The organism is Trinickia sp. Y13 (assembly GCF_029522115.1).
Lineage (GTDB): Bacteria > Pseudomonadota > Gammaproteobacteria > Burkholderiales > Burkholderiaceae > Trinickia.
Map to the genome: position 1 here is coordinate 296,348 of NZ_JAKWFK010000002.1, position 19,389 is coordinate 315,736.

General features: G+C 63.5%; 22 protein-coding genes and 1 tRNA gene. 18 read left to right on the forward strand and 5 right to left on the reverse strand.

Translation table 11 applies throughout. The features are described 5' to 3' along the window. Positions 1-125 precede the first annotated feature (125 nt). The 11 genes from kdsD to MMB74_RS04455 all read left to right on the forward strand — a co-directional run bounded on the left by kdsD (position 126) and on the right by MMB74_RS04455 (position 9,429). Positions 126-1,109 (forward strand): arabinose 5-phosphate isomerase KdsD, encoded by a 984-nt coding sequence (kdsD, locus tag MMB74_RS04405; RefSeq protein WP_277427382.1) that lies wholly within the window; start codon positions 126-128, stop codon positions 1,107-1,109. Continuing rightward, on the forward strand, positions 1,109-1,657 hold the full coding sequence (locus MMB74_RS04410) for an HAD family hydrolase (RefSeq protein WP_277427383.1): 549 nt from the start codon (positions 1,109-1,111) through the stop codon (positions 1,655-1,657). Before kdsD ends, MMB74_RS04410 begins: the two co-directional genes overlap by 1 nt. Then, a complete protein-coding gene (gene lptC / locus MMB74_RS04415) occupies positions 1,654-2,265 on the forward strand; it encodes an LPS export ABC transporter periplasmic protein LptC (RefSeq protein ID WP_277427384.1) in 612 nt (203 codons plus the stop codon). The genes MMB74_RS04410 and lptC overlap by 4 nt, the downstream gene beginning before the upstream one ends. 30 nt (positions 2,266-2,295) lie before the next feature. Next, the gene (lptA, locus tag MMB74_RS04420; protein ID WP_277427385.1) at positions 2,296-2,955 is read left to right on the forward strand and encodes a lipopolysaccharide transport periplasmic protein LptA; all 660 of its coding nucleotides are present in this window, start codon (positions 2,296-2,298) and stop codon (positions 2,953-2,955) included. A gap of 77 nt (positions 2,956-3,032) precedes the next feature. After that, positions 3,033-3,758, forward strand: a complete 726-nt coding sequence (gene lptB, locus MMB74_RS04425) for an LPS export ABC transporter ATP-binding protein (protein ID WP_277427721.1) — start codon at positions 3,033-3,035, stop codon at positions 3,756-3,758. A gap of 128 nt (positions 3,759-3,886) precedes the next feature. Beyond that, a complete protein-coding gene (locus MMB74_RS04430; protein ID WP_277427386.1) occupies positions 3,887-5,392 on the forward strand; it encodes an RNA polymerase factor sigma-54 in 1,506 nt (501 codons plus the stop codon). Positions 5,393-5,564: 172 nt separating this feature from the next. Further along, positions 5,565-5,924: a ribosome-associated translation inhibitor RaiA gene (gene raiA / locus MMB74_RS04435; RefSeq protein ID WP_277427387.1), complete on the forward strand. Its 360-nt coding sequence runs from the start codon at positions 5,565-5,567 to the stop codon at positions 5,922-5,924. Positions 5,925-6,193: 269 nt separating this feature from the next. Continuing rightward, positions 6,194-6,649, forward strand: a complete 456-nt coding sequence (gene ptsN, locus MMB74_RS04440; protein ID WP_102609099.1) for a PTS IIA-like nitrogen regulatory protein PtsN — start codon at positions 6,194-6,196, stop codon at positions 6,647-6,649. Positions 6,650-6,784: 135 nt separating this feature from the next. Beyond that, entirely contained in the window at positions 6,785-7,753 is a 969-nt protein-coding gene (hprK, locus tag MMB74_RS04445; protein WP_102609100.1) for an HPr(Ser) kinase/phosphatase, read from the forward strand. Positions 7,754-7,853: 100 nt separating this feature from the next. Beyond that, complete coding sequence (rapZ, locus tag MMB74_RS04450) at positions 7,854-8,756, forward strand: RNase adapter RapZ (protein ID WP_277427388.1); 903 nt, start codon at positions 7,854-7,856, stop codon at positions 8,754-8,756. 37 nt (positions 8,757-8,793) lie between these two features. Then, complete coding sequence (locus tag MMB74_RS04455) at positions 8,794-9,429, forward strand: LON peptidase substrate-binding domain-containing protein (protein WP_277427389.1); 636 nt, start codon at positions 8,794-8,796, stop codon at positions 9,427-9,429. A gap of 53 nt (positions 9,430-9,482) precedes the next feature. Here MMB74_RS04455 and mutY read toward each other — a convergent pair whose 3' ends face one another. Both mutY and mutM read right to left on the reverse strand, forming a co-directional pair. Next, positions 9,483-10,595, reverse strand: coding sequence for an A/G-specific adenine glycosylase (mutY, locus tag MMB74_RS04460; RefSeq protein ID WP_277427390.1), 1,113 nt, complete (start codon positions 10,593-10,595; stop codon positions 9,483-9,485). Between the two features lie 12 nt (positions 10,596-10,607). Next, positions 10,608-11,435 carry a bifunctional DNA-formamidopyrimidine glycosylase/DNA-(apurinic or apyrimidinic site) lyase gene (gene mutM / locus MMB74_RS04465; protein ID WP_277427391.1) on the reverse strand — a complete coding sequence of 276 codons (828 nt, stop codon included), beginning with the start codon at positions 11,433-11,435 and terminating at the stop codon, positions 10,608-10,610. Positions 11,436-11,534: 99 nt separating this feature from the next. On the opposite strand from mutM, the gene MMB74_RS04470 reads away from it, so the two are divergent. The 7 genes from MMB74_RS04470 to pth all read left to right on the forward strand — a co-directional run bounded on the left by MMB74_RS04470 (position 11,535) and on the right by pth (position 17,562). After that, the gene (locus MMB74_RS04470; RefSeq protein WP_277427392.1) at positions 11,535-13,373 is read left to right on the forward strand and encodes a tetratricopeptide repeat protein; all 1,839 of its coding nucleotides are present in this window, start codon (positions 11,535-11,537) and stop codon (positions 13,371-13,373) included. Then, entirely contained in the window at positions 13,373-14,005 is a 633-nt protein-coding gene (gene lolB / locus MMB74_RS04475) for a lipoprotein insertase outer membrane protein LolB (protein WP_277427393.1), read from the forward strand. The genes MMB74_RS04470 and lolB overlap by 1 nt, the downstream gene beginning before the upstream one ends. 32 nt (positions 14,006-14,037) lie before the next feature. After that, complete coding sequence (gene ispE, locus MMB74_RS04480) at positions 14,038-14,919, forward strand: 4-(cytidine 5'-diphospho)-2-C-methyl-D-erythritol kinase (RefSeq protein WP_277427394.1); 882 nt, start codon at positions 14,038-14,040, stop codon at positions 14,917-14,919. A 53-nt stretch (positions 14,920-14,972) separates the two neighbouring features. Then, positions 14,973-15,049, forward strand: a tRNA-Gln gene (locus tag MMB74_RS04485). A gap of 39 nt (positions 15,050-15,088) precedes the next feature. Next, positions 15,089-16,045, forward strand: coding sequence for a ribose-phosphate pyrophosphokinase (locus MMB74_RS04490; RefSeq protein WP_277427722.1), 957 nt, complete (start codon positions 15,089-15,091; stop codon positions 16,043-16,045). A gap of 173 nt (positions 16,046-16,218) precedes the next feature. Then, complete coding sequence (locus MMB74_RS04495; RefSeq protein WP_277427395.1) at positions 16,219-16,830, forward strand: 50S ribosomal protein L25/general stress protein Ctc; 612 nt, start codon at positions 16,219-16,221, stop codon at positions 16,828-16,830. Positions 16,831-16,962: 132 nt separating this feature from the next. Beyond that, positions 16,963-17,562 (forward strand): aminoacyl-tRNA hydrolase, encoded by a 600-nt coding sequence (pth, locus tag MMB74_RS04500; RefSeq protein WP_277427396.1) that lies wholly within the window; start codon positions 16,963-16,965, stop codon positions 17,560-17,562. A 67-nt stretch (positions 17,563-17,629) separates the two neighbouring features. On the opposite strand, the gene MMB74_RS04505 is transcribed toward pth, so the two are convergent. From MMB74_RS04505 to rsmD, 3 genes are all read right to left on the reverse strand, one after another. Beyond that, positions 17,630-17,896 carry a YfhL family 4Fe-4S dicluster ferredoxin gene (locus MMB74_RS04505; RefSeq protein ID WP_277427397.1) on the reverse strand — a complete coding sequence of 89 codons (267 nt, stop codon included), beginning with the start codon at positions 17,894-17,896 and terminating at the stop codon, positions 17,630-17,632. Between the two features lie 97 nt (positions 17,897-17,993). Further along, positions 17,994-18,500 carry a pantetheine-phosphate adenylyltransferase gene (gene coaD / locus MMB74_RS04510; protein WP_277427398.1) on the reverse strand — a complete coding sequence of 169 codons (507 nt, stop codon included), beginning with the start codon at positions 18,498-18,500 and terminating at the stop codon, positions 17,994-17,996. A gap of 111 nt (positions 18,501-18,611) precedes the next feature. Further along, the gene (rsmD, locus tag MMB74_RS04515) at positions 18,612-19,229 is read right to left on the reverse strand and encodes a 16S rRNA (guanine(966)-N(2))-methyltransferase RsmD (RefSeq protein WP_277427399.1); all 618 of its coding nucleotides are present in this window, start codon (positions 19,227-19,229) and stop codon (positions 18,612-18,614) included. Between the last annotated feature and the right edge of the window lie 160 nt (positions 19,230-19,389).

Genomic DNA, 19,389 nt, shown 5'->3' on the forward strand with positions numbered 1-19,389 from the left:
CGAAATGCGCGAACACGGGCAACGCGCCGCGCATTCGGCGGTTTGGAGCGCCGTCAGGCGGCTATGGGCCAGGCGGTCGAGCGCGGCCCGGCGGGGCGAACGATGCCTTTGCTATACTCCGGCGAATGATAGCGAAAATCAATGGCGACCGGGCATTGGCGCTCGCCCGGGAAGTCCTCGACATCGAAGCCGACGCCGTGCGCGGGCTTCGCGAACAAGTCGACGAGCGCTTTGTCGCCGCGGTCGACTTACTCCTGAGCTGCCGCGGTCGCGTCGTCGTTTCAGGCATTGGCAAATCCGGCCACATCGCACGCAAGCTTGCCGCCACATTGGCAAGCACGGGCACGCCCGCCTTCTTCGTGCACCCAGCCGAAGCGAGCCACGGCGATCTCGGCATGGTGACGAAGGACGACGTCTTCATCGGCCTTTCCAATTCCGGCGAATCGGAAGAACTAGTCGCGATCCTGCCGCTCGTCAAACGCCTCGGCGCGAAGCTGATCGCGATGACCGGCCGGCCGCAATCGTCGCTAGCGCAGCTCGCCGACGTGCACTTGTACGCCGGAGTGTCGAAGGAAGCGTGCCCGCTCGATCTCGCCCCCACGGCCAGCACCACCGCCGCGCTCGCGCTCGGCGATGCGCTCGCAATGGCGGTGCTCGACGCCCGCGGCTTCGGCGCCGACGATTTCGCGCGCTCCCACCCGGGCGGCGCGCTGGGCCGGCGGCTGCTCACCTATGTGCGCGACGTGATGCGCACGGGCGATCAGTTGCCGCAGGTCGGCGCGGATGCGACGGTGCGCGATGCCTTGTTCCAGTTGACGGCCAAGCGCATGGGCATGACGGCGATCGTCGACGAAGCGGGCCGCGTGGAAGGCATCTTCACCGACGGCGATCTGCGGCGCGTTCTCGAGCGCACGGGCGATTTCCGCGATTTGCCGATCGTCGACGTCATGACGCGCACGCCGCGCACGATCGGCCCCGACCATCTCGCGGTCGAGGCCGTCGAATCGATGGAGCGTCACCGCATCAATCAAATGCTCGTCGTCGACGGCGAAGGCAAATTGATCGGTGCGCTCAACATGCACGACCTGTTCTCGAAGAAGGTGATCTGATGGCCGCCTCGCCCCTCACGGCCAGCGAACGCGCGCGCCGCGTCAAGCTGATGATTTTCGACGTCGACGGCGTGCTGACCGACGGCAGCCTGATGTTTACGGCTCAAGGCGACTACATGAAGTCGTTCAACTCGATGGACGGCCACGGCCTGAAACTACTCGGCGAGGCGGGTATCCAAACGGCAATCATCACGGGCCGCCGCTCGGACATCGTGCTCGCGCGCGCCACCGAATTGCGCGTCTCGCACATTCATCAAGGCTCGGCCGATAAAGTGGCGACGTTCGTCGAGTTGATGCGCGAAGCGAACGTCACGGCCGAGCAATGCGGCTACATGGGCGACGATTGGCCCGATCTCGGCGTCATCACGCGCTGCGGCTTCGCCGCCGCCCCGGCCAACGCCCATCCCGAAGTGATCGCTCGCGCGCATTGGGTGTCGGAGGCGCGCGGCGGGCAAGGCGCGGCGCGCGAAGTATGCGACGCGCTGTTGCGCGCGCAGAACCGCTATGAAGCGCTGCTCGCCGCCGCGTGCGGGACGCCGCCCGCATGAATTCCTCCCGCATCGCGTCGTTCTTGTCGCTGCTCGCGCTGGCTGCGCTGGCAGGCGGCACTTATTGGCTGCTGCAGGCAACGCTGCCGCCCGCCGCGCGCGGGGATGCAGGTGTCAAGACGCATACGCCCGATTACTTCGCGGACAATTTCTCCGTATCCGAGCTCGATCAGTCCGGCACGACGCAGTACCGGCTGACGGCGGCCAAGATGGTGCATTACGAAGACGACGAGAACAGCGATCTCACGCGTCCCGCCGTCCGGGCGTTCCAGCCGGGCAGGCCCATCGTGACCGCCACCGGCGAGCGCGGCACCGTCAACGGCGACGCCTCGATCGTCGATTTGTACGATAACGCGCGCATCGTCCGCGCAGCAGGCGCGGGCGACCCCGAGATGCAAGCCGACTCGGTCCATTTCCGGGTGCTCGTGAACGACGATGTGATCGAGACGGAAAAGCCGGTTAAACTTCGGCGCGGCCTGTCGATCGCGACGGCAAGCGCCATGAACTACAACAATGTCACCCGCGTGATGCAGCTTTTCGGCAATGTCCGGGGCGCCATCGCGGCTTCGGATATCTCCGGCGGCGGCACCGCGGCCGGGACGAAGTAGCCGGGACTCATCTTTTCGTAGCGTGACTGAATGAACGAATCGTTCTTGCCTATCGGACGCCGGTCAGCCCGCGTCGCACTCGCAGCGACGCTGGTCGCGCTCGCCAGCTTTGCGTTCGGCCCAGCCGCGCACGCGGAGCGCGCCGACAAGGACAAGCCGCTCAACATCGAGGCGGATAAGATGACCTACGACGATTTGAAACAGGTCACGATCTTCACGGGCCACGTCGTCGCCACGAAGGGCACGATCCTCATCAAGGCCGATCGCGTCGACGTGCGTCAAGATCCGCAAGGCTACCAATATGCGACCGGCACGATGGCCGCCGGCAGCAAGGATCTCGCCTATTTCCGTCAAAAACGCGAAGGCATCGACGAATATGTCGAGGGCAACGCCGAGCGAATCGACTACGATGGCAAGCAAGACTTGACGACCCTCACCACGCGCGCAACCGTTCGCCGCCTGCAAGGTTTGACGACCCTAGTGGATGAAGTCCACGGCAGCGTCATCACCTACGACGGCCAAAACGACTTCTACACCGCGCGCGCGGGCAAAGACGTGGCGGGGCCGGGCAATCCGAGCGGCCGGGTCCGCGCGATGCTCTCGCCGCGCAACGGCGCGCCGGCGCCCCTCACGGGCTCGCCTGCCGCGCTCGCGCCCGCTTCGCACATTCAAGGAAACGTGCCGCAGTGAATACGCTATCCCCCCACGCCGCGACGACGGACGGCGCAAGCGCGCCCGAGCAGCACCGCCCCGCGAGTTCGCTCGTCGTGCGCAGCTTGAAGAAGCGCTACGGCACGCGCACCGTCGTCAAGGACGTCTCGCTCGACGTGAAAAGCGGCGAAGTGGTGGGGCTGCTGGGGCCCAACGGCGCGGGCAAGACGACGTCGTTCTATATGATCGTCGGCCTGGTGCCGCTCGATGCGGGCGAAATCGTGCTGGACGGCAACTCGATCAGCCTGCTGCCGATCCACAAACGCGCGGCCCTCGGTTTGTCGTACCTGCCGCAAGAGGCGTCGGTGTTTCGCAAGCTGACGGTCGAAGAGAATATTCGCGCAGTGTTGGAGCTTCAGCGCGACAACGACGGCAAACGCCTTTCGAAGCCGTCGATCGAAGCGCGCACCGAGGCGCTGCTCGACGAACTACAGGTTGCCCATCTGCGGGAAAACCCGGCCCTATCGCTCTCCGGCGGCGAGCGCCGCCGCGTGGAGATTGCGCGCGCCCTGGCCACGAACCCGAGTTTCATTCTGCTCGACGAGCCGTTCGCCGGCGTGGACCCGATCGCCGTCCTCGAGATTCAAAAGATCGTCAAGTTCCTCAAGCAGCGCAACATCGGCGTGCTCATCACCGACCACAACGTGCGCGAAACGCTGGGTATTTGCGATCACGCCTACATCATTAGCGACGGCTCGGTGCTGGCGGCCGGCGCGCCGCGCGAGATCATCGAAAACGAAAGCGTGCGCCGCGTTTATCTCGGCGAGCACTTCCGCATGTAAGGTCCGGATCGCCGCCTCCAGCAATTTTTACGAGGCCGCGCGGCGGCGCGTGGCCGTTCGACGCATCCCATCGTCGCCGCGAGGTTCCCGGCGCGTGGCAAAGTCTCTACAATGAAAGATACATTGCCATGAAAGCCAGCCTCCAACTTCGCCTATCGCAGCATCTTGCGCTGACCCCACAACTGCAGCAGTCGATCCGATTGCTGCAGCTGTCGACGCTCGAATTGCAGCAGGAAGTCGCGATGGCGGTAGCGCAAAATCCGCTGCTCGAATCCGAAGACGAATGGATCGCAAGCCCGTTGCGCGTTGCCGGTGACGGCACCGTCATCGCGCAAAGTCCCACGTCTTCGGCGCCGGAGCCTATGAGCGGGGCGAGTTCGTCCGAGCCCTCCGAGCGCTCGGAGGGCGGCGAGGCGTCGAGCTCCGACGATTACAGCCCGCTCGGCGCAAGCGACGGCAACGATTCCTCGCAATGGAATCTGGACGATTACGGCCGCTCGTCCGGCGCCTCGGACGACGACGATCTACCCCCGCTGCAGATCCACGAATCCACTACGACGCTGCGCGACCACTTGATGGCACAGTTGCGCGTGACGCAAGCAAGCCCGCGCGATCGCGCGCTGATCACGTTCTTGATCGAATCGCTCGGCGACGACGGCTACCTCACGTCCTCGCTCGACGAGATACTGGCCGATCTGCCGGACGAGCTTGAGGTGGACCTCGACGAACTCGGCGCCGCACTTGCCCTGCTACAAAGCTTCGATCCGGCGGGCGTCGGCGCGCGCTCTGCCTCCGAATGCCTGAAGCTGCAGTTGCTGCGGCTACCCGATTCGCCCACGCGCAAGCTCGCGCTCGAGATCACGGCCAACCATCTCGAATTGCTAGCGGCGCGCGATTTCACGCGGTTGCGCAAGCAACTAAAGGCGACCGACGACGAGCTACGCGATGCGCAGACGCTGATCCGCTCGCTCGAACCGTTTCCAGGCGCCGCTTACGGCAAGGCCGAGGCCGATTACGTCGTGCCCGACATCATGGTCAGGAAGACTTCGAACGGCTGGCAAGCGGAGTTGAACCCGGAGGTGGTGCCGCGCTTGCGCATCAACCATCTCTACGCGAATATTTTGCGCAATAACCGCGGCGATCCGGGTAGCGGTTCCCTGCGCCAGCAGTTGCAGGAAGCGCGCTGGCTGATCAAGAACATCCAACAGCGATTCGAGACGATCCTGCGCGTCGCGCAGGCCATCGTCGAGCGGCAAAAGAACTTTTTCGTGCATGGCGAAATCGCGATGCGCCCCTTGGTTTTGCGAGAAATAGCTGATACGCTGGGCCTACACGAATCGACGGTATCGCGTGTGACGACGGGCAAGTACATGCTCACCCCCTTCGGGACGCTCGAGTTCAAGTACTTTTTCGGGTCTCACGTGTCGACCGATACGGGGGGCGCGGCCTCATCCACGGCCATTCGCGCGCTGATCAAGCAACTGATAGGAGCCGAAGACTCGAAAACTCCCCTTTCGGACAGCCGCATAGCCGAACTGCTGGCGGAGCAAGGATTCGTGGTCGCACGCCGGACGGTCGCCAAGTACCGCGAAGCACTCAAGATCCCCGCAGTCAATTTGCGTAAGTCTCTTTAAGCTTTCCGCGTTTTGCGGAGAGCGTTTACCGGCCCTGACGCCATCAGCGGATTTGGCCGGCCGATACGACCCGCCGCTCGTCAGTCACGCGGGGTGATGACTCGAGCGGGCCGCTCCCGACCGGCGCAGGCGCACCGATGGTGTCCAGGCAGCCTTTTGTTTGGAGAGCACTATGAATCTGAAGATCAGTGGACACCATCTCGAAGTTACGCCGGCGTTGCGAGAATACGTGATCACCAAGCTCGACAAGGTGCTAAGACATTTCGATCAGGTGATCGATGGCAATGTGGTCCTCTCGGTCGACAACCATAAGGAAAAGGATAAGCGGCAGAAGGTTGAAATCAACCTTCACTTAAAGGGCAAGGATATCTTCATCGAAAGCGCCAACGGCGATCTGTACGCAGCCATCGATCTCATGGTCGATCGGCTCGACCGGCAGGTCGTACGACATAAAGGGCGCATTCAAGAGCATCAGCACGATGCGATCAAACATCAGGACGTGCCTTTGGCAGGCGAGCAGGCACAGCCGTAAGACGACGATCGACGCCGAGACCGTCTCACCCCGCGCAAAAAGCCGCTCCGTCGAGCGGCTTTTTTTATGGCGAAGCGAACTTGCAGTGCTGCACTAGGGCCGGCACACCACCTGCTTCGGCCCTGTTCTATAATGTGCCGGTTATTGAGGGGCAGCCGGCCACACTGCAGCCCGTCGGCGCCGGCGAGAACACAGCCGGCGCGCACGGCCGAAATCGACACCAGCCAGTTGCCGCGAGGAGCGCCCAGGCGACGCGTTAGCCTGCCAACATGAATCGTTTAGCCAAATTTCTACCGCTCGAAAACGTCGTTATCGGCCTTTCCGTCACCAGCAAGAAGCGCGTGTTCGAGCAAGCGGGCTTGATCTTCGAAAACCAGAACGGAATCGCCCGCAGCGCAGTGACCGACAATCTCTTTGCTCGCGAACGGCTCGGCTCCACCGCGCTAGGCGAAGGCGTCGCGATCCCTCACGGGCGCATCAAGGGGCTCAAGCAGCCGCTGGCCGCGTTCGTGCGCCTCGATCAGCCGATCCCCTTCGAATCGCCCGATGGGCAACCGGTCTCGCTCCTGATCTTTCTGCTCGTGCCCGAACAGGCCACGCAGCAGCACTTGGAAATCCTTTCGGAAATCGCGCAATTGCTGTCCGACCGCGAAGCGCGCGAGCGCCTGCACACCGAGCAAAACCGCGAAGAGTTGCATCGCCTGCTCACCCAATGGCACCCTTGAGCATACCGTAACGCCGGAGCCTCGAGCTGCGGCGCGTCGGCACGGCGCATGACCGGCGCCGCTCATCGGCCTTGGCGGGCAGTTCGACGCATGTCGTCGCCGCGCGCGCCGCGGTCAAACTGGAGCAACGGATTCATGGATACGTCCAGCATCAACGCCCAAAGCATTTTCGACGACAACGCCGCCATGCTCAAATTGAGCTGGCTGACGGGGCATGAGGGCTGGGAACGCGGTTTCTCGGCCGAAACCGTCGCCAATGCGACGTCGAGCGCCGACCTGGTCGGCCACTTGAATTTGATCCACCCGAACCGGATCCAAGTGCTCGGCGAGGCCGAAGTCAACTACTACCAGAGACAGACCGACGAGGACCGCTCGCGCCACATGGCCGAGCTGATCGCGCTCGAGCCGCCGTTTCTGGTCGTGGCGGGGGGCGTCGCAGCGCCGCCGGAACTCGTCTTGCGCTGCACGCGCTCTTCCACGCCGCTGTTTACGACGCCGATGTCGCCCGCCGCCGTCATCGACAGCCTGCGCCTTTATATGTCGCGCATCCTTGCGCCGCGTGCAACGCTGCACGGCGTATTTCTCGACATTCTCGGCATGGGCGTGCTGCTGACGGGCGATTCGGGCCTCGGCAAAAGCGAGCTCGGCCTGGAGCTCATCAGCCGCGGGCACGGGCTCGTGGCCGACGACGCCGTCGATTTCGTCCGGCTGGGCCCCGATTTCGTCGAAGGGCGCTGCCCGCCTCTCTTGCAGAATCTGCTCGAAGTGCGAGGCCTCGGCCTGCTCGACATCAAAACGATCTTCGGTGAAACGGCCGTGCGCCGCAAAATGAAGCTCAAGTTGATCGTCCAACTCGTGCGCAGGCCCGACGGCGAATTCCAGCGCCTGCCGCTCGAAAGTCAAACCGTGGACGTTCTGGGGCTGCCGATCAGCAAGGTGACGATTCAAGTGGCGGCCGGCCGCAACCTTGCCGTGCTGGTCGAGGCGGCCGTGCGCAATACGATCCTGCAACTGCGCGGGATCGACACTTTGCGCGATTTCATGGATCGGCAACGGATCGCGATGCAAGATCCGGACAGTCAATTGCCCGGCAAGCTCATGTAGCGAACTGCGGATCAGGCGCGCCGCCACCCGAAAACAAGCACTGGCGAGGACAGTCGCGCCGGGGCGACAGTGCTATGATGAAACGAACTGGTTCTTCCCCATGCGCATCGTTCTGATCACCGGTATCTCCGGCTCCGGCAAGTCCGTCGCGTTGAACGCGCTGGCCGACGCAGGCTATTACTGCGTCGACAATCTGCCGCCTCGCTTTCTGCCCGCGCTCACGCAGTATCTCGCGAGCGAAGACGAAGGCTATGAGCGCCTGGCAGTGGCGATCGACGCGCGCTCGAGCGCCTCGCTGGACGAAATGCCCGGCATCATTCGCGATTTGGCGAGCGAACATGACGTGCGCGTCCTGTTTCTCAATGCGAGTACGCAGTCGTTGATTCAGCGTTTCTCCGAGACGCGCCGGCGGCATCCGCTGTCCGGCACGCCCGCGCACGACGCGGACGTCGGCTTGCTTGCCTCGCTGGAGGAAGCGATCGAGCGCGAGCGCGATCTCGTCGCGCCGCTCGCGGAGTTCGGCCATCAGATCGATACCAGCAATCTGCGCGCGAACGTGCTGCGCGCTTGGGTGACGCGTTTCATCGAAGAACAACGCGAAGGTCTGATGTTGATGTTCGAATCGTTCGGGTTCAAGCGCGGTCTGCCGCTCGACGCCGATTTCGTCTTCGATGTGCGCGCCTTGCCGAACCCGTACTACGATCACCGTTTGCGCCCGCTCACCGGGCGCGATCAGCCCGTCATCGATTACCTCGAGGCGTTGCCGATCGTGCAGGAAATGATCGACGACATCCACACATTCGTCATGAAGTGGCTGCCCCGTTTTCGCGAGGACAACCGCAGCTACTTGACCGTCGCCATCGGTTGCACGGGCGGGCAGCACCGCTCCGTGTTCATCGCCGAAACGCTCGCTGCGCGGGTTGCTCGCGAAGCGAGCGTGATCGTACGGCATCGCGATGCGCCGGTCGCCATTGACGAGTCTTCGCGGTTGGTGACGGCTTAACCCGCCGCGGCATACGCGGCAATTCGAAGCGTGCGCCATGTCCACTACTCCTGCCGTCTTCGCTGACCTGCCGCTCTTTCCACTGCACACCGTGCTGTTCCCGGACGGGCTGTTGCCGTTGAAGATTTTCGAGGCGCGCTATCTCGACATGGCGCGCGACTGCCTGCGCGAAAGCGCGCCCTTCGGCGTCTGCCTGCTCAAAAGCGGCGGCGAGGTCGCGCAGGAAAACGTGCCGTGCGTGCCCGAACTCATCGGCACATTGGCGACGATCGAGCAATGCGACGTCGACGATTTCGGCATGCTGCTCGTGCGCGCACGCGGCACGCGCCGCTTTCGCCTGCTGTCGCATCGCAAAGAACCGAGCGGTCTGCTCGTGGGCATGGCCGAGCCGCTACCCGACGATGTCCCGCTCGAAGGCAGCGACGCGCTCGCCAAGTTCGGCGCCTGCGCCGAAGTGCTCGAGCGCATCATCGAAACGATTCGCGAGCGCGACGCCGACAGCGTGCCGTTCGCCGCGCCGTTTCGCCTCGACGACCCCAGCTGGGTTTCGAACCGCCTCTCGGAGATCCTGCAAATTCCGCTACGGGCTCGGCAAAAGCTGATGGAACTGACCGATTGCAATACGCGGATCGACGCCGTTCATCACTACATGCAGCAGCATCAATTGCTGTAGCTTCGCTGCGAACGCCTGCGTGTACGACGCGGCGCGCAGCCTCCTCTATCTAGTCAGATCAATGACCCTTTGAGCGCGTCGAGCAGCTTGCGCACGGGCGCGGGCACGCCGTATTCGTCGATTTGCGCGAGCGGCACCCACGCCGTCTCGTCCTCGCGCGCTTGGACAGGCGCCACCGCACCCGGGCAGGCAAGATCGGCACAGCGCGGTTCGATATCGAGCTTGAAATGCGTGAACGTGTGAGTGAGCGGCGCCAAGCGCTCGAAGCCCGGCGCAGCGCCCAATGCCCGCGCACGCTCGGCCAAGGCCGCTTCGTCGGCGGCTTCCGGCAAGCTCCATAGGCCGCCCCAGATACCGGACGGCGGCCTGCGCTCGAGTAGCACCGAAGCGCCGTCGCGCAGCACGAGCATCCATGTTTGGCGCAGTGGCACGACTTTCTTCGGGCGCGCCGCGGGCAATTCGCGCTGCCGGCCGGTCGCATGGGCGACGCAATCGGCAGCAAACGGACAGCGGCCGCAGTCGGGCTTGCCGCGCACGCACAGCGTGGCGCCAAGATCCATCAGCCCTTGGGTGTAGGCGCTCACGTCGTCGTCCGAGGCCTGCTGTCCGGGCATCAAACGCTCTGCGAGCGCCCACATCGCGCTTTCGACGCGTTTTTCTCCCGGGAAACCATCGATGCCGAACACACGCGCCAGCACGCGTTTGACGTTTCCATCCAAGATCGTCGCACGCGCGCCGAACGCGAACGAAGCGATCGCCGCCGCCGTCGAGCGGCCGATGCCGGGCAGTTCGGCCAATTGATCGGGCGAAGCCGGAAACGTCCCGCCGTGCCGCTCGAGGACCGTCTGCGCACACCGATGCAGATTGCGCGCGCGAGAGTAATAGCCGAGTCCGGCCCAAAGCGCCATCACGTCGTCGATCGGCGCACGAGCAAGCGCTGCGACATCGGGAAAGCGCACCAGAAACTTTGCGTAATACGGAATGACGGTCGATACCTGCGTCTGCTGCAGCATGATTTCCGACAGCCAGATGCGATAGGGATCGCGCGTATTTTGCCAAGGCAGATCGTGGCGCCCGTGACGGCGTTGCCAGTCGACGAGCCGCGTGGCGAAGGCGTCCTGCAGCGACGCGGCGCATCGCGTCATGGCAATGGGAGAAGCGGACATGAAGGCGATAGGTCAGCGCTGACAATGCGCGCAGTAGTAAGTGGAACGTTGCCCTTGGACGATTTGGCGAATCGGCCCGCCACAGACGCGGCACGGCTGGCCGGCACGATCGTAGACGAAGCAATCGAGTTGGAAATACCCGCTGGCGCCGTCGCTGCCGACGAAATCTCGCAAGGTGCTGCCGCCGCGCTCGATGGCGGCGGCCAGGGTGGCGCGCACTTCGTCGGCCAGGCGCTCGCAGCGCGCCAGCGAGACGCGGCCCGCGGGCGTGGTCGGCCGAATGCCTGCGCGAAACAAGCTCTCGGACGCATAAATATTGCCGACGCCGACGACGATCGTGCCCGCGAGGAGCACCTGCTTGATCGATGCCGTGCGTCCGCGCGTGCGCCGGAAAATGAGCTCGCCGCTGAATTCGTCGGTGAACGGCTCGACGCCCAAGCTCGCCAACAACGGATGCGCTTGTATGTCGCCATCGGCCCGCGCATGCCAGAGCACCGCGCCGAAACGACGCGGATCGCGGTAGCGGAGCACGAATTCGTCGAAGACCCAGTCGATATGATCGTGCTTGGCCGGCCCCAATGCCTGCTCGCGCGGCCAGACGCGCAGCGTGCCCGTCATGCCCAAATGAACGATGAACCACCCGGCATCGGTCTCGAACAACAAGTACTTTCCGCGCCGCTCTACCCGATGCACCGCCTGGCGCGCGAGCGTGCGCGCCAAATCGGGCGGCACGGGCCAGCGCAGCATGAGCGTGCGCACGTCGACGCGCTCGACGCGACGGCCCGTGACGTACGGCTCGATGCCGCGTTTGGTGACTTCGACTTCCGGAAGCTCTGGCATCTCTAAAATAGGTGGGGATAGGTCTGTAACGTGCACTGTCGAATCTGCGTGTATTGTAGCGAGCGCGTTACAATCGACCGAAACCTCGAACGGATCTCCATGATTTTGTCCATCAAGCAGCTCCTCAAGCGCCCGGTCGGCGCCCGCCCCGCTTGGCGCGTCGCGCCCGCGAGCCGCATCGTCGGCGCCGTTCTGTGCGCCTGGACGTTCGCCGCCATCCCGGCGCACGCTCAGGATCCGGGGCCGTCGGACGACAGTTCCGCGAACGCGGCGAATCTGTTCGGGTCCAGCCTTCCCGAAGAGAACAAAGATCTGCCCGACGTTCAATTGTCGAGCCAAATCGTCTTTCAAGTGCTGGCCGCCGAAATCGCGCTGCAGCGAAACGAGCCCGCGCCGGCGTATCAAACCTATCTCGCCCTCGCCCGCGACACGCACGATCCCCGCATGGCGCAGCGCGCCGCTGAGATCGCGCTCGCGGCGCAGAGTCCGTCCGACGCCTTGGCCGCCGCGCAGCTTTGGCATGAGTACGCGCCCGATTCCGAGCGCGCCGCGCAACTGGACGCGTCCCTGCTGGTGTTATCTGGCAAGCCGGACGACGCCAAGCCGCTACTCGCCCGCGAGCTTGCGAAAGTGCCGGCCGAGAATCGCGGCAACGCCCTGTTGGCGCTGCAAACGCTGCTTTCGCGCGGCCCGAACCGCGTCGGCGGCCTGCAGGTCCTGCAGGATTTGTTGAAAGACGATATGGGTCGCCCCGAAGCGCAGCTCGCGGTTGGCCGTCAGCAATTGCTCGCCGACGATCGGCCCGGCGCGCGCGCATCGTTCGAGCGCGCGCTCAAGCTCAAGCCGGACTTTCTGCCGGCCGCCCTTTCGCTCGGTCAGATGGGCCCCGAAGAGCGCAAGGAAGGCATCGCTTCGTTCGAGTCGTACGTCAAACAAAATCCGAAGGCGCGCGATGCACGCCTCGCGTTGGCCCAGCTTTATTTGTCGAGCGACCGGCTCGACGATGCGAAAAAGCAATTCGAATCCTTGCGCTCGATGGATGCGCACGATCCGATGCCCCTGCTCGCGCTCGGGCTCATCAAGGTCCAGCAGAAGCAGTACGACGCTGCGCAAAAGTACCTCACGCAATACGCCGATCTGACCGAAAAGACGCCGGGCGCCGATCCGGGCCAAGCGTACCTCTACCTCGCCCAACTCGCGCTCGAGCAAAAGCACGAGCAAGATGCCGCCAAATGGCTCGATAGAGTTCAACCGTCGAGCCAGCAATACATCACGGCGCGCGTGACGCGCGCGCAATTGCTCGCCAAGTCCGGCAAGCCCGACGATGCGCGCCGCATCCTGAGCGAACTGCAGCCGTCCGATCCGCGCGAGCAAGCGCTCGTCGCGCGCACCGACGCTGCGATCCTGTTCGATGCGAAGCGCTATCAAGACGCCGAGTCGCGCTTGCACGAAGCGAACGAAGCGTTCCCGGGCGATCCCGAGATCCAATACGACTATGCGATGGCGGCCGAGAAGAACGGCCACTACGATCTCATGGAAAGCGTGCTGCGCAAGGTCATGCAAGAGCAGCCCGACAACCCGCAGGCGTACAACGCGCTCGGCTATTCGCTGGCCGATCGCAATCTGCGCCTGGACGAGGCGGACAAGCTCATCGAAAAGGCCTCGTCGCTCGCGCCCAACGACGCGTTCATCATGGATAGCCTCGGCTGGGTCAAATATCGCAAGGGCAATACGGTCGATGCGGCCAAGCTGCTCAAGCGAGCCTACGAAATCCAGCCGAACGCGGAAATCGGTGCGCATCTGGGCGAGGTGCTGTGGAAGAGCGGCGATCAGAAGCAAGCGCTCGACGCGTGGCGCAGCGCGCGCAAACTCGAGCCGGACAACGACACGCTCGTCAAGACGCTCGAACGCTTTCAAGTGAACGCAGACAACCTCTGATGCAAGCTTCGTCTTTCGCTTTTTCTTTTGCGTTCGCGCGCCGCGCTTCACTGAGCGCGGCGGCGGCCCTCGCCGTCATGCTCGCGGGCTGCGCGTCGACGCCCCCTCACGGCCCATCGACTTCGAACGCTACCCCCGAGCTTTCGACGCAAACGGCGAGCGCCTATCACGGCCGCTTCTCCGTTCGCTACGTCGATCAGAACGGTCGAACGCGCAACGCCTACGGCAACTTCGATTGGCAGCAACAGGGCGATACCGTCACGCTGCAGCTTTTGAATCCGCTGGGGCAGACGCTCGCGGTGGTGACGTCGTCGCCGGCGGCGGCCACGCTCGAACTGCCTAACCGGCAACCGGTCACGGCCGATAACGTCAGCGAGTTGATGCAGCACACGCTAGGCTTCCCGCTGCCGGTCGAGGGGTTGCGCTATTGGCTCGCCTCTTCGCCCGCGCCAAGCTCTCGCGCGAAGACGGTCGTCGATCCCGAGCAAACCTCGCATATGAAGGAAATCGACCAGGAGGGTTGGACCATCCAATACCTAGCCTACGCCGATGCGCCCGCTTCGGGCGTCAAGCGCCTCGATTTGACGCGGCAGAACCCGCCGCTAGACATCAAGCTCGTGCTCGATCGCTGACCGCGCGCTTTCCGTCCCGCACCGCTTTCCACATGATCGAAACGACCGATTCGCTGCGCGAGTGTCCGGCGCCAGCCAAGCTCAATTTGTTCTTGCACGTGACGGGCCGCCGGCCCGACGGCTATCACACGCTACAGACCGCATTCCAGTTGATCGATTGGGGCGACGTCCTGCATTTCACGCTGCGCGAGGATGGTCTCGTGCGTCGCAAGACCGATGTCCCCGGAGTCCCGGAAGCAAGCGACCTGGTCGTGCGTGCGGCCGAGCTGCTCAAGCGGCACTCGGGCACGACGCTCGGGGTCGACATCGAAATCGAAAAACGCTTGCCGATGGGCGCGGGGCTCGGCGGCGGCAGCTCCGATGCGGCCACGACCCTGCTTGCGCTCAATCGGCTGTGGAAGCTGAATCTTGCTCGCGACGTGCTGCAAGAATTGGGGCTGCGGCTCGGGGCCGACGTGCCCTTCTTCGTCTTCGGCAAAAACGCGTTCGCGGAGGGTGTCGGCGAAGCGCTCGAGGCTGTACAATTGCCGCCTCGCTGGTTCCTTGTAGTCACCCCGAAGGCGCATGTGCCGACGGCAGCGATTTTTTCCGACAAGTCGTTGACAAGAGATTCCGAAGCCGTCACAATTACGGACTTTCTTGCACAGCAAAGCTGCAGCGCAAGATGGCCGGAAAGCTTCGGCCGGAATGACATGCAGCCTGTTGTCGTGGGAAAATACGCGGAAGTCGCGCAGGTGCTCGAATGGTTTGAAGCCATTGCGCCAGCGCGGATGACCGGATCGGGCTCAAGCGTGTTTGCCGCGTTCCGGAGCATCGGCGAAGCGAAAGCGGCGCAAGCGCAACTGCCAGCAGATTGGGCGAGCGCTGTGGCATCGAGTTTGGATACGCATCCACTTTTCGCGTTCGCGTCATAGGTTTTGCATCGTCGGGGCTGTCCCGCAGGCCCGACGAAGCTCAGAGTCAGTGTAGGGGAGTCGCCAAGTTGGTCAAGGCACCGGATTTTGATTCCGGCATGCGAGGGTTCGAGTCCTTCCTCCCCTGCCAAACATTCCCGCAGTTCCCGCCTCCAGCAGCAGGTGCATGATGAGCAGCCATGACGGCCTGATGGTTTTTACTGGCAACGCAAATCCGGCGCTTGCACAGGAAGTCGTCAAAATCCTCGGCATCCCCCTCGGCAAAGCAATGGTCAGCCGTTTTTCCGACGGCGAGATCCAAGTCGAGATTCAAGAGAACGTGCGTGGCAAGGACGTGTTCGTCCTTCAATCGACGTGCGCGCCGACGAACGACAACCTGATGGAATTGATGATCATGGTCGATGCGCTCAAACGCGCGTCTGCAGGCCGGATCACCGCAGCCATCCCCTACTTCGGCTATGCCCGCCAAGATCGGCGCCCGCGTTCGGCGCGCGTCGCGATCTCGGCGAAGGTCATCGCCAACATGCTGGAAATCGCCGGCGTCGAGCGGATCATCACGATGGATCTGCACGCCGATCAAATCCAGGGCTTCTTCGATATCCCCGTCGACAACATCTACGCTACGCCTGTGCTGCTCGGCGATCTGCGCAAGCAGAACTACGAGAATCTGCTGGTGGTGTCGCCCGATGTCGGCGGCGTGGTTCGCGCTCGCGCGCTCGCCAAGCAGTTGAACTGCGATCTGGCCATCATCGACAAGCGGCGCCCCAAGGCGAACGTCGCCGAAGTGATGAACATCATCGGTGAAGTCGAAGGCCGCACCTGCGTGATCATGGACGACATGGTCGACACCGCCGGCACGCTGTGCAAGGCTGCCCAAGTGCTCAAAGAGCGTGGAGCGAAACAAGTCGTCGCCTACGCCACCCACCCGGTGCTGTCCGGCGGCGCCGCGGAACGCATCACGAACTCGTCGCTCGATGAACTCGTCGTCACGGATACGATTCCGCTGAGCGAGGAAGCGCGCGTGTGTGCAAAGATCCGTTCGCTTTCGTGCGCGGGGCTGCTCGCCGAAACGTTCTCGCGCATCCGGCGCGGCGATTCGGTGATGTCGCTGTTCGCGGAAAGCTGAGCCTATCGAATACGCTGAAGTCGCGGCACTATGCATGCGGCTTTGGCACCTTGGCGCGCTTCGGTCGACGAAACGCGCCGTTTTTGTGTGGGGCCTGACGTGTTGCACCGTTCGGTAGCGGCATGGAAGGCGCCTTATCACTGCCTGGTCGCGGGCAGCTATGGAGATTGAACATGAAAGTCGTCGCTTTCGAGCGCAACCTGCAAGGTACGGGTGCGAGCCGCCGCCTGCGCAACTCCGGCAAGACGCCGGGGATCGTGTATGGCGCAGCCGTTGAACCCCAACTGATCGAACTCGATCACAACGCGCTGTGGCATGCGCTGAAGAAAGAAGCCTTCCACTCGTCGATCCTCGACCTCGAAGTGGCCGGCAAGTCGCAACCCGTGCTGCTGCGTGACGTGCAATACCATCCGTTCCGCCAGCTCGTGCTGCACGTCGACTTCCAACGCGTCGACCCGAACAAGAAGCTGCACACGAAGGTGCCGGTTCACTTCATGAACCAAGAAACGAACCCCGCCGTGAAGCTTGGCGGCGCGATCATTTCGCACGTCGTGACGGAAGTGGAAATCGAGTGCCTGCCGGCCGACCTGCCCGAATTCGTCGAGCTCGACCTCGCGAAGGTGGAAGCTGGCCAATCGCTGCACGCTAAGGACATCGCATTGCCGAAGGGCGTCTCGCTCGTCGCGCACATCGAAAGCGAAAACCCCGTGATCGCTTCGGCTGCGGTACCGGCCGGCGCGACTGCGGCTGAAGCCGCTGCGGAAGGCGAAACGCCGGCCGCGTAAGCGCTCTTTCGCGCCTATCCTCTCGATCCGTTTCAATGGAACGGACGACGTGACCCGCCGCGGCTTACCCGGCGGGTTTTTTTTCGCCATGGATCCTACCTCGTACACAAGCCGGCTAGCCGGCATAACAGCATGATCAAGCTCATCGTCGGCCTCGGAAACCCGGGCGCGGAATATACGGCAACGCGGCACAACGCCGGCTTTTGGCTCGTCGATCAGCTCGCGCGCGAAGCGGGAGCCTCGCTACGCGACGAGCGCCGCTTCCATGGCTTGTACGCCAAGGCGCGCCTCCATGGCGAAGAAGTGCATCTGCTCGAGCCGCAAACCTACATGAACCGGTCGGGGCAATCGGTCGTTGCCGTCGCCCATTTCTTCAAGATCCTGCCAGATGAGATTCTCGTCGCGCACGACGAACTGGACCTGCCGCCCGGCGCGGTCAAGCTCAAGCTCGGTGGAGGCAGCGGCGGACATAACGGGCTGAAGGACATATCGGCGCATTTGTCCTCGCAGCAGTACTGGCGGCTTCGCATCGGCATCGGTCATCCGCGCGATTTGATTCCCGAGAGCGCGCGGGCGGGCGCGAAACCCGATGTCGCCAATTTCGTGTTGAAGCCGCCGCGCAAGGAAGAGCAAAGCGTGATCGATGCGGCCATCGAGCGCTCGCTCGCCGTCATGCCGCACGTCGTGAAGGGCGCGCCCGAGCGCGCGATGATGCAGTTGCACAGCAGCTGAGACGCTCCCCGCCAACTTCAAAGCAAGCGCTGCAGTTGCCAGGCCCGCGGCGCAGATCGACGCGACCTCAGCCCTTCTCCTCGGCTTTGGCCGCTTGCAGCGCGTGGTATTTCGCGAGCAGGCCTTGCGGCGTCTCGACGTGCCGAGGATCGTTCGGAATGCACTCGACGGGGCAGACCTGGCGGCACTGCGGTTCGTCGAAATGGCCGACGCATTCGGTGCATTTCGCGGGGTCGATCACGTAGATTTCCGGGCCCATCGAAATCGCGTCGTTCGGGCACTCGGGCTCGCAAACGTCGCAGTTGATGCACTCGTCGGTAATGATTAAGGCCATGCTGTCACCGGAAACACGGTATCGAACGAAAACACGTTCGATATTCTACGCCTGGCTTGGCTCCCGCGGCCGGCACAAGCCCTAGCGTCCGTAGGGTTCACGGCTGCGACGGCGAGCTTTGCGCCATCTCGGCGACCTTATCCGTGAGCCATTTTTCCACCGAAGGGAATACGAATTTGCTGACGTCGCCGCCCAATTGCGCGATTTCGCGCACGATCGTGCCCGAGATGAACTGATATTGATCCGACGGCGTCATGAACATCGTTTCAACGTCGGGCAGCAAATACCGGTTCATGCCCGCCATCTGAAACTCGTACTCGAAATCGGAAACCGCGCGCAAGCCGCGCACGATGACGCGCGCATTGTTCGCGCGCACGAAATCCTTGAGCAGCCCCTTGAAGCTCATCACCTGCACGTTCGGATAGTGGCCCAGCACTTCCTGCGCGATGTCGAGGCGCTCCTGCAGCGTGAAGAACGGCTTCTTGTTGCGCGAGTCGGCCACGCCGACGACGAGCGTGTCGAAAATGCTAGACGCGCGCCGAACGAGATCTTCATGGCCGCGGGTGAGCGGATCGAACGTACCCGGGTACACGGCGACTACCATCGACCATCTCCTGTCTTCATCCAATTGGGACCCGAACCCGCGCCCACTGCGACGCTGCCGCCCGTGACGCGGCTTGATGCGGCCAGCGTCCGTCTCCGTTGAAAACGCGCATTATTCATCATTTTCGCGCTGCAGCAAATGGTAGAACACGGCGCCGGCCTTCCCCTGCCGCACCATGGTCCAGCCAGCCAATGCCTCGAGCGCATCCAGGTCGAGCGGCTCACCCGATTCGACATACAAATAGCCTTGCTCGGCCACGAGAGGCGCCGTCGCTTCGAGCGCGCGCGGCAACAGTTCCTCTCCGAACGGTGGATCGAGGAAGACGATGTCGAACGAGCGCGGCGGCAAGCCCGTCGCGAGCCGCAAGCCATCGGCTTCGACCACCTCTACAGACTGCGCGGCGAGGCGGGTGCGAACATCGCGCAGCTGGCGCGCCGCCTTCGCATTGCGCTCCACCATCAATACCCGCGCGGCGCCACGCGATGCCGCCTCGAAACCCAATGCGCCCGTGCCGGCGAATAGATCGAGGCAGCGCAAGCCGTCCAGCCGCTGGCCGAGCCAATTGAACAAGGTCTCGCGCACGCGATCGGGCGTGGGCCGCAAGCCTTCGAGATCGAGCACAGGCAACGGCGTGCGCTTCCAATCTCCGCCGATGATGCGAACGGTGTGCGGCTTGCCGCGAGAGGACGTCGCGCTGGACGCGCGCGAGGCGGATGAGGAACGAGGCATGCAAATGAATACGATTGACGGGAGGATGGCACCCGAACGGCAATGCCCGCTCGGGCGCGACGGCCAACGTTACCACAGCCGCCACGGCACGGGCGAGGAGCGCGGGCGCGCGCCTGGTAAAATGCGCGTTTCGAGCGCATTGCCGCATTGCCGGTCCACC

Bases quoted from the DNA above. Each gene is read 5' to 3' on its own strand.
- kdsD (WP_277427382.1), top strand. From the start codon at position 126: ATGATAGCGAAAATCAATGGCGACCGGGCATTGGCGCTCGCCCGGGAA.
- MMB74_RS04410 (WP_277427383.1), top strand. From the start codon at position 1,109: ATGGCCGCCTCGCCCCTCACGGCCAGCGAACGCGCGCGCCGCGTCAAG.
- lptC (WP_277427384.1), top strand. From the start codon at position 1,654: ATGAATTCCTCCCGCATCGCGTCGTTCTTGTCGCTGCTCGCGCTGGCT.
- lptA (WP_277427385.1), top strand. From the start codon at position 2,296: ATGAACGAATCGTTCTTGCCTATCGGACGCCGGTCAGCCCGCGTCGCA.
- MMB74_RS04430 (WP_277427386.1), top strand. From the start codon at position 3,887: ATGAAAGCCAGCCTCCAACTTCGCCTATCGCAGCATCTTGCGCTGACC.
- raiA (WP_277427387.1), top strand. From the start codon at position 5,565: ATGAATCTGAAGATCAGTGGACACCATCTCGAAGTTACGCCGGCGTTG.
- ptsN (WP_102609099.1), top strand. From the start codon at position 6,194: ATGAATCGTTTAGCCAAATTTCTACCGCTCGAAAACGTCGTTATCGGC.
- hprK (WP_102609100.1), top strand. From the start codon at position 6,785: ATGGATACGTCCAGCATCAACGCCCAAAGCATTTTCGACGACAACGCC.
- rapZ (WP_277427388.1), top strand. From the start codon at position 7,854: ATGCGCATCGTTCTGATCACCGGTATCTCCGGCTCCGGCAAGTCCGTC.
- MMB74_RS04455 (WP_277427389.1), top strand. From the start codon at position 8,794: ATGTCCACTACTCCTGCCGTCTTCGCTGACCTGCCGCTCTTTCCACTG.
- mutY (WP_277427390.1), bottom strand. From the start codon at position 10,595: ATGTCCGCTTCTCCCATTGCCATGACGCGATGCGCCGCGTCGCTGCAG.
- mutM (WP_277427391.1), bottom strand. From the start codon at position 11,435: ATGCCAGAGCTTCCGGAAGTCGAAGTCACCAAACGCGGCATCGAGCCG.
- MMB74_RS04470 (WP_277427392.1), top strand. From the start codon at position 11,535: ATGATTTTGTCCATCAAGCAGCTCCTCAAGCGCCCGGTCGGCGCCCGC.
- lolB (WP_277427393.1), top strand. From the start codon at position 13,373: ATGCAAGCTTCGTCTTTCGCTTTTTCTTTTGCGTTCGCGCGCCGCGCT.
- ispE (WP_277427394.1), top strand. From the start codon at position 14,038: ATGATCGAAACGACCGATTCGCTGCGCGAGTGTCCGGCGCCAGCCAAG.
- MMB74_RS04490 (WP_277427722.1), top strand. From the start codon at position 15,089: ATGAGCAGCCATGACGGCCTGATGGTTTTTACTGGCAACGCAAATCCG.
- MMB74_RS04495 (WP_277427395.1), top strand. From the start codon at position 16,219: ATGAAAGTCGTCGCTTTCGAGCGCAACCTGCAAGGTACGGGTGCGAGC.
- pth (WP_277427396.1), top strand. From the start codon at position 16,963: ATGATCAAGCTCATCGTCGGCCTCGGAAACCCGGGCGCGGAATATACG.
- MMB74_RS04505 (WP_277427397.1), bottom strand. From the start codon at position 17,896: ATGGCCTTAATCATTACCGACGAGTGCATCAACTGCGACGTTTGCGAG.
- coaD (WP_277427398.1), bottom strand. From the start codon at position 18,500: ATGGTAGTCGCCGTGTACCCGGGTACGTTCGATCCGCTCACCCGCGGC.
- rsmD (WP_277427399.1), bottom strand. From the start codon at position 19,229: ATGCCTCGTTCCTCATCCGCCTCGCGCGCGTCCAGCGCGACGTCCTCT.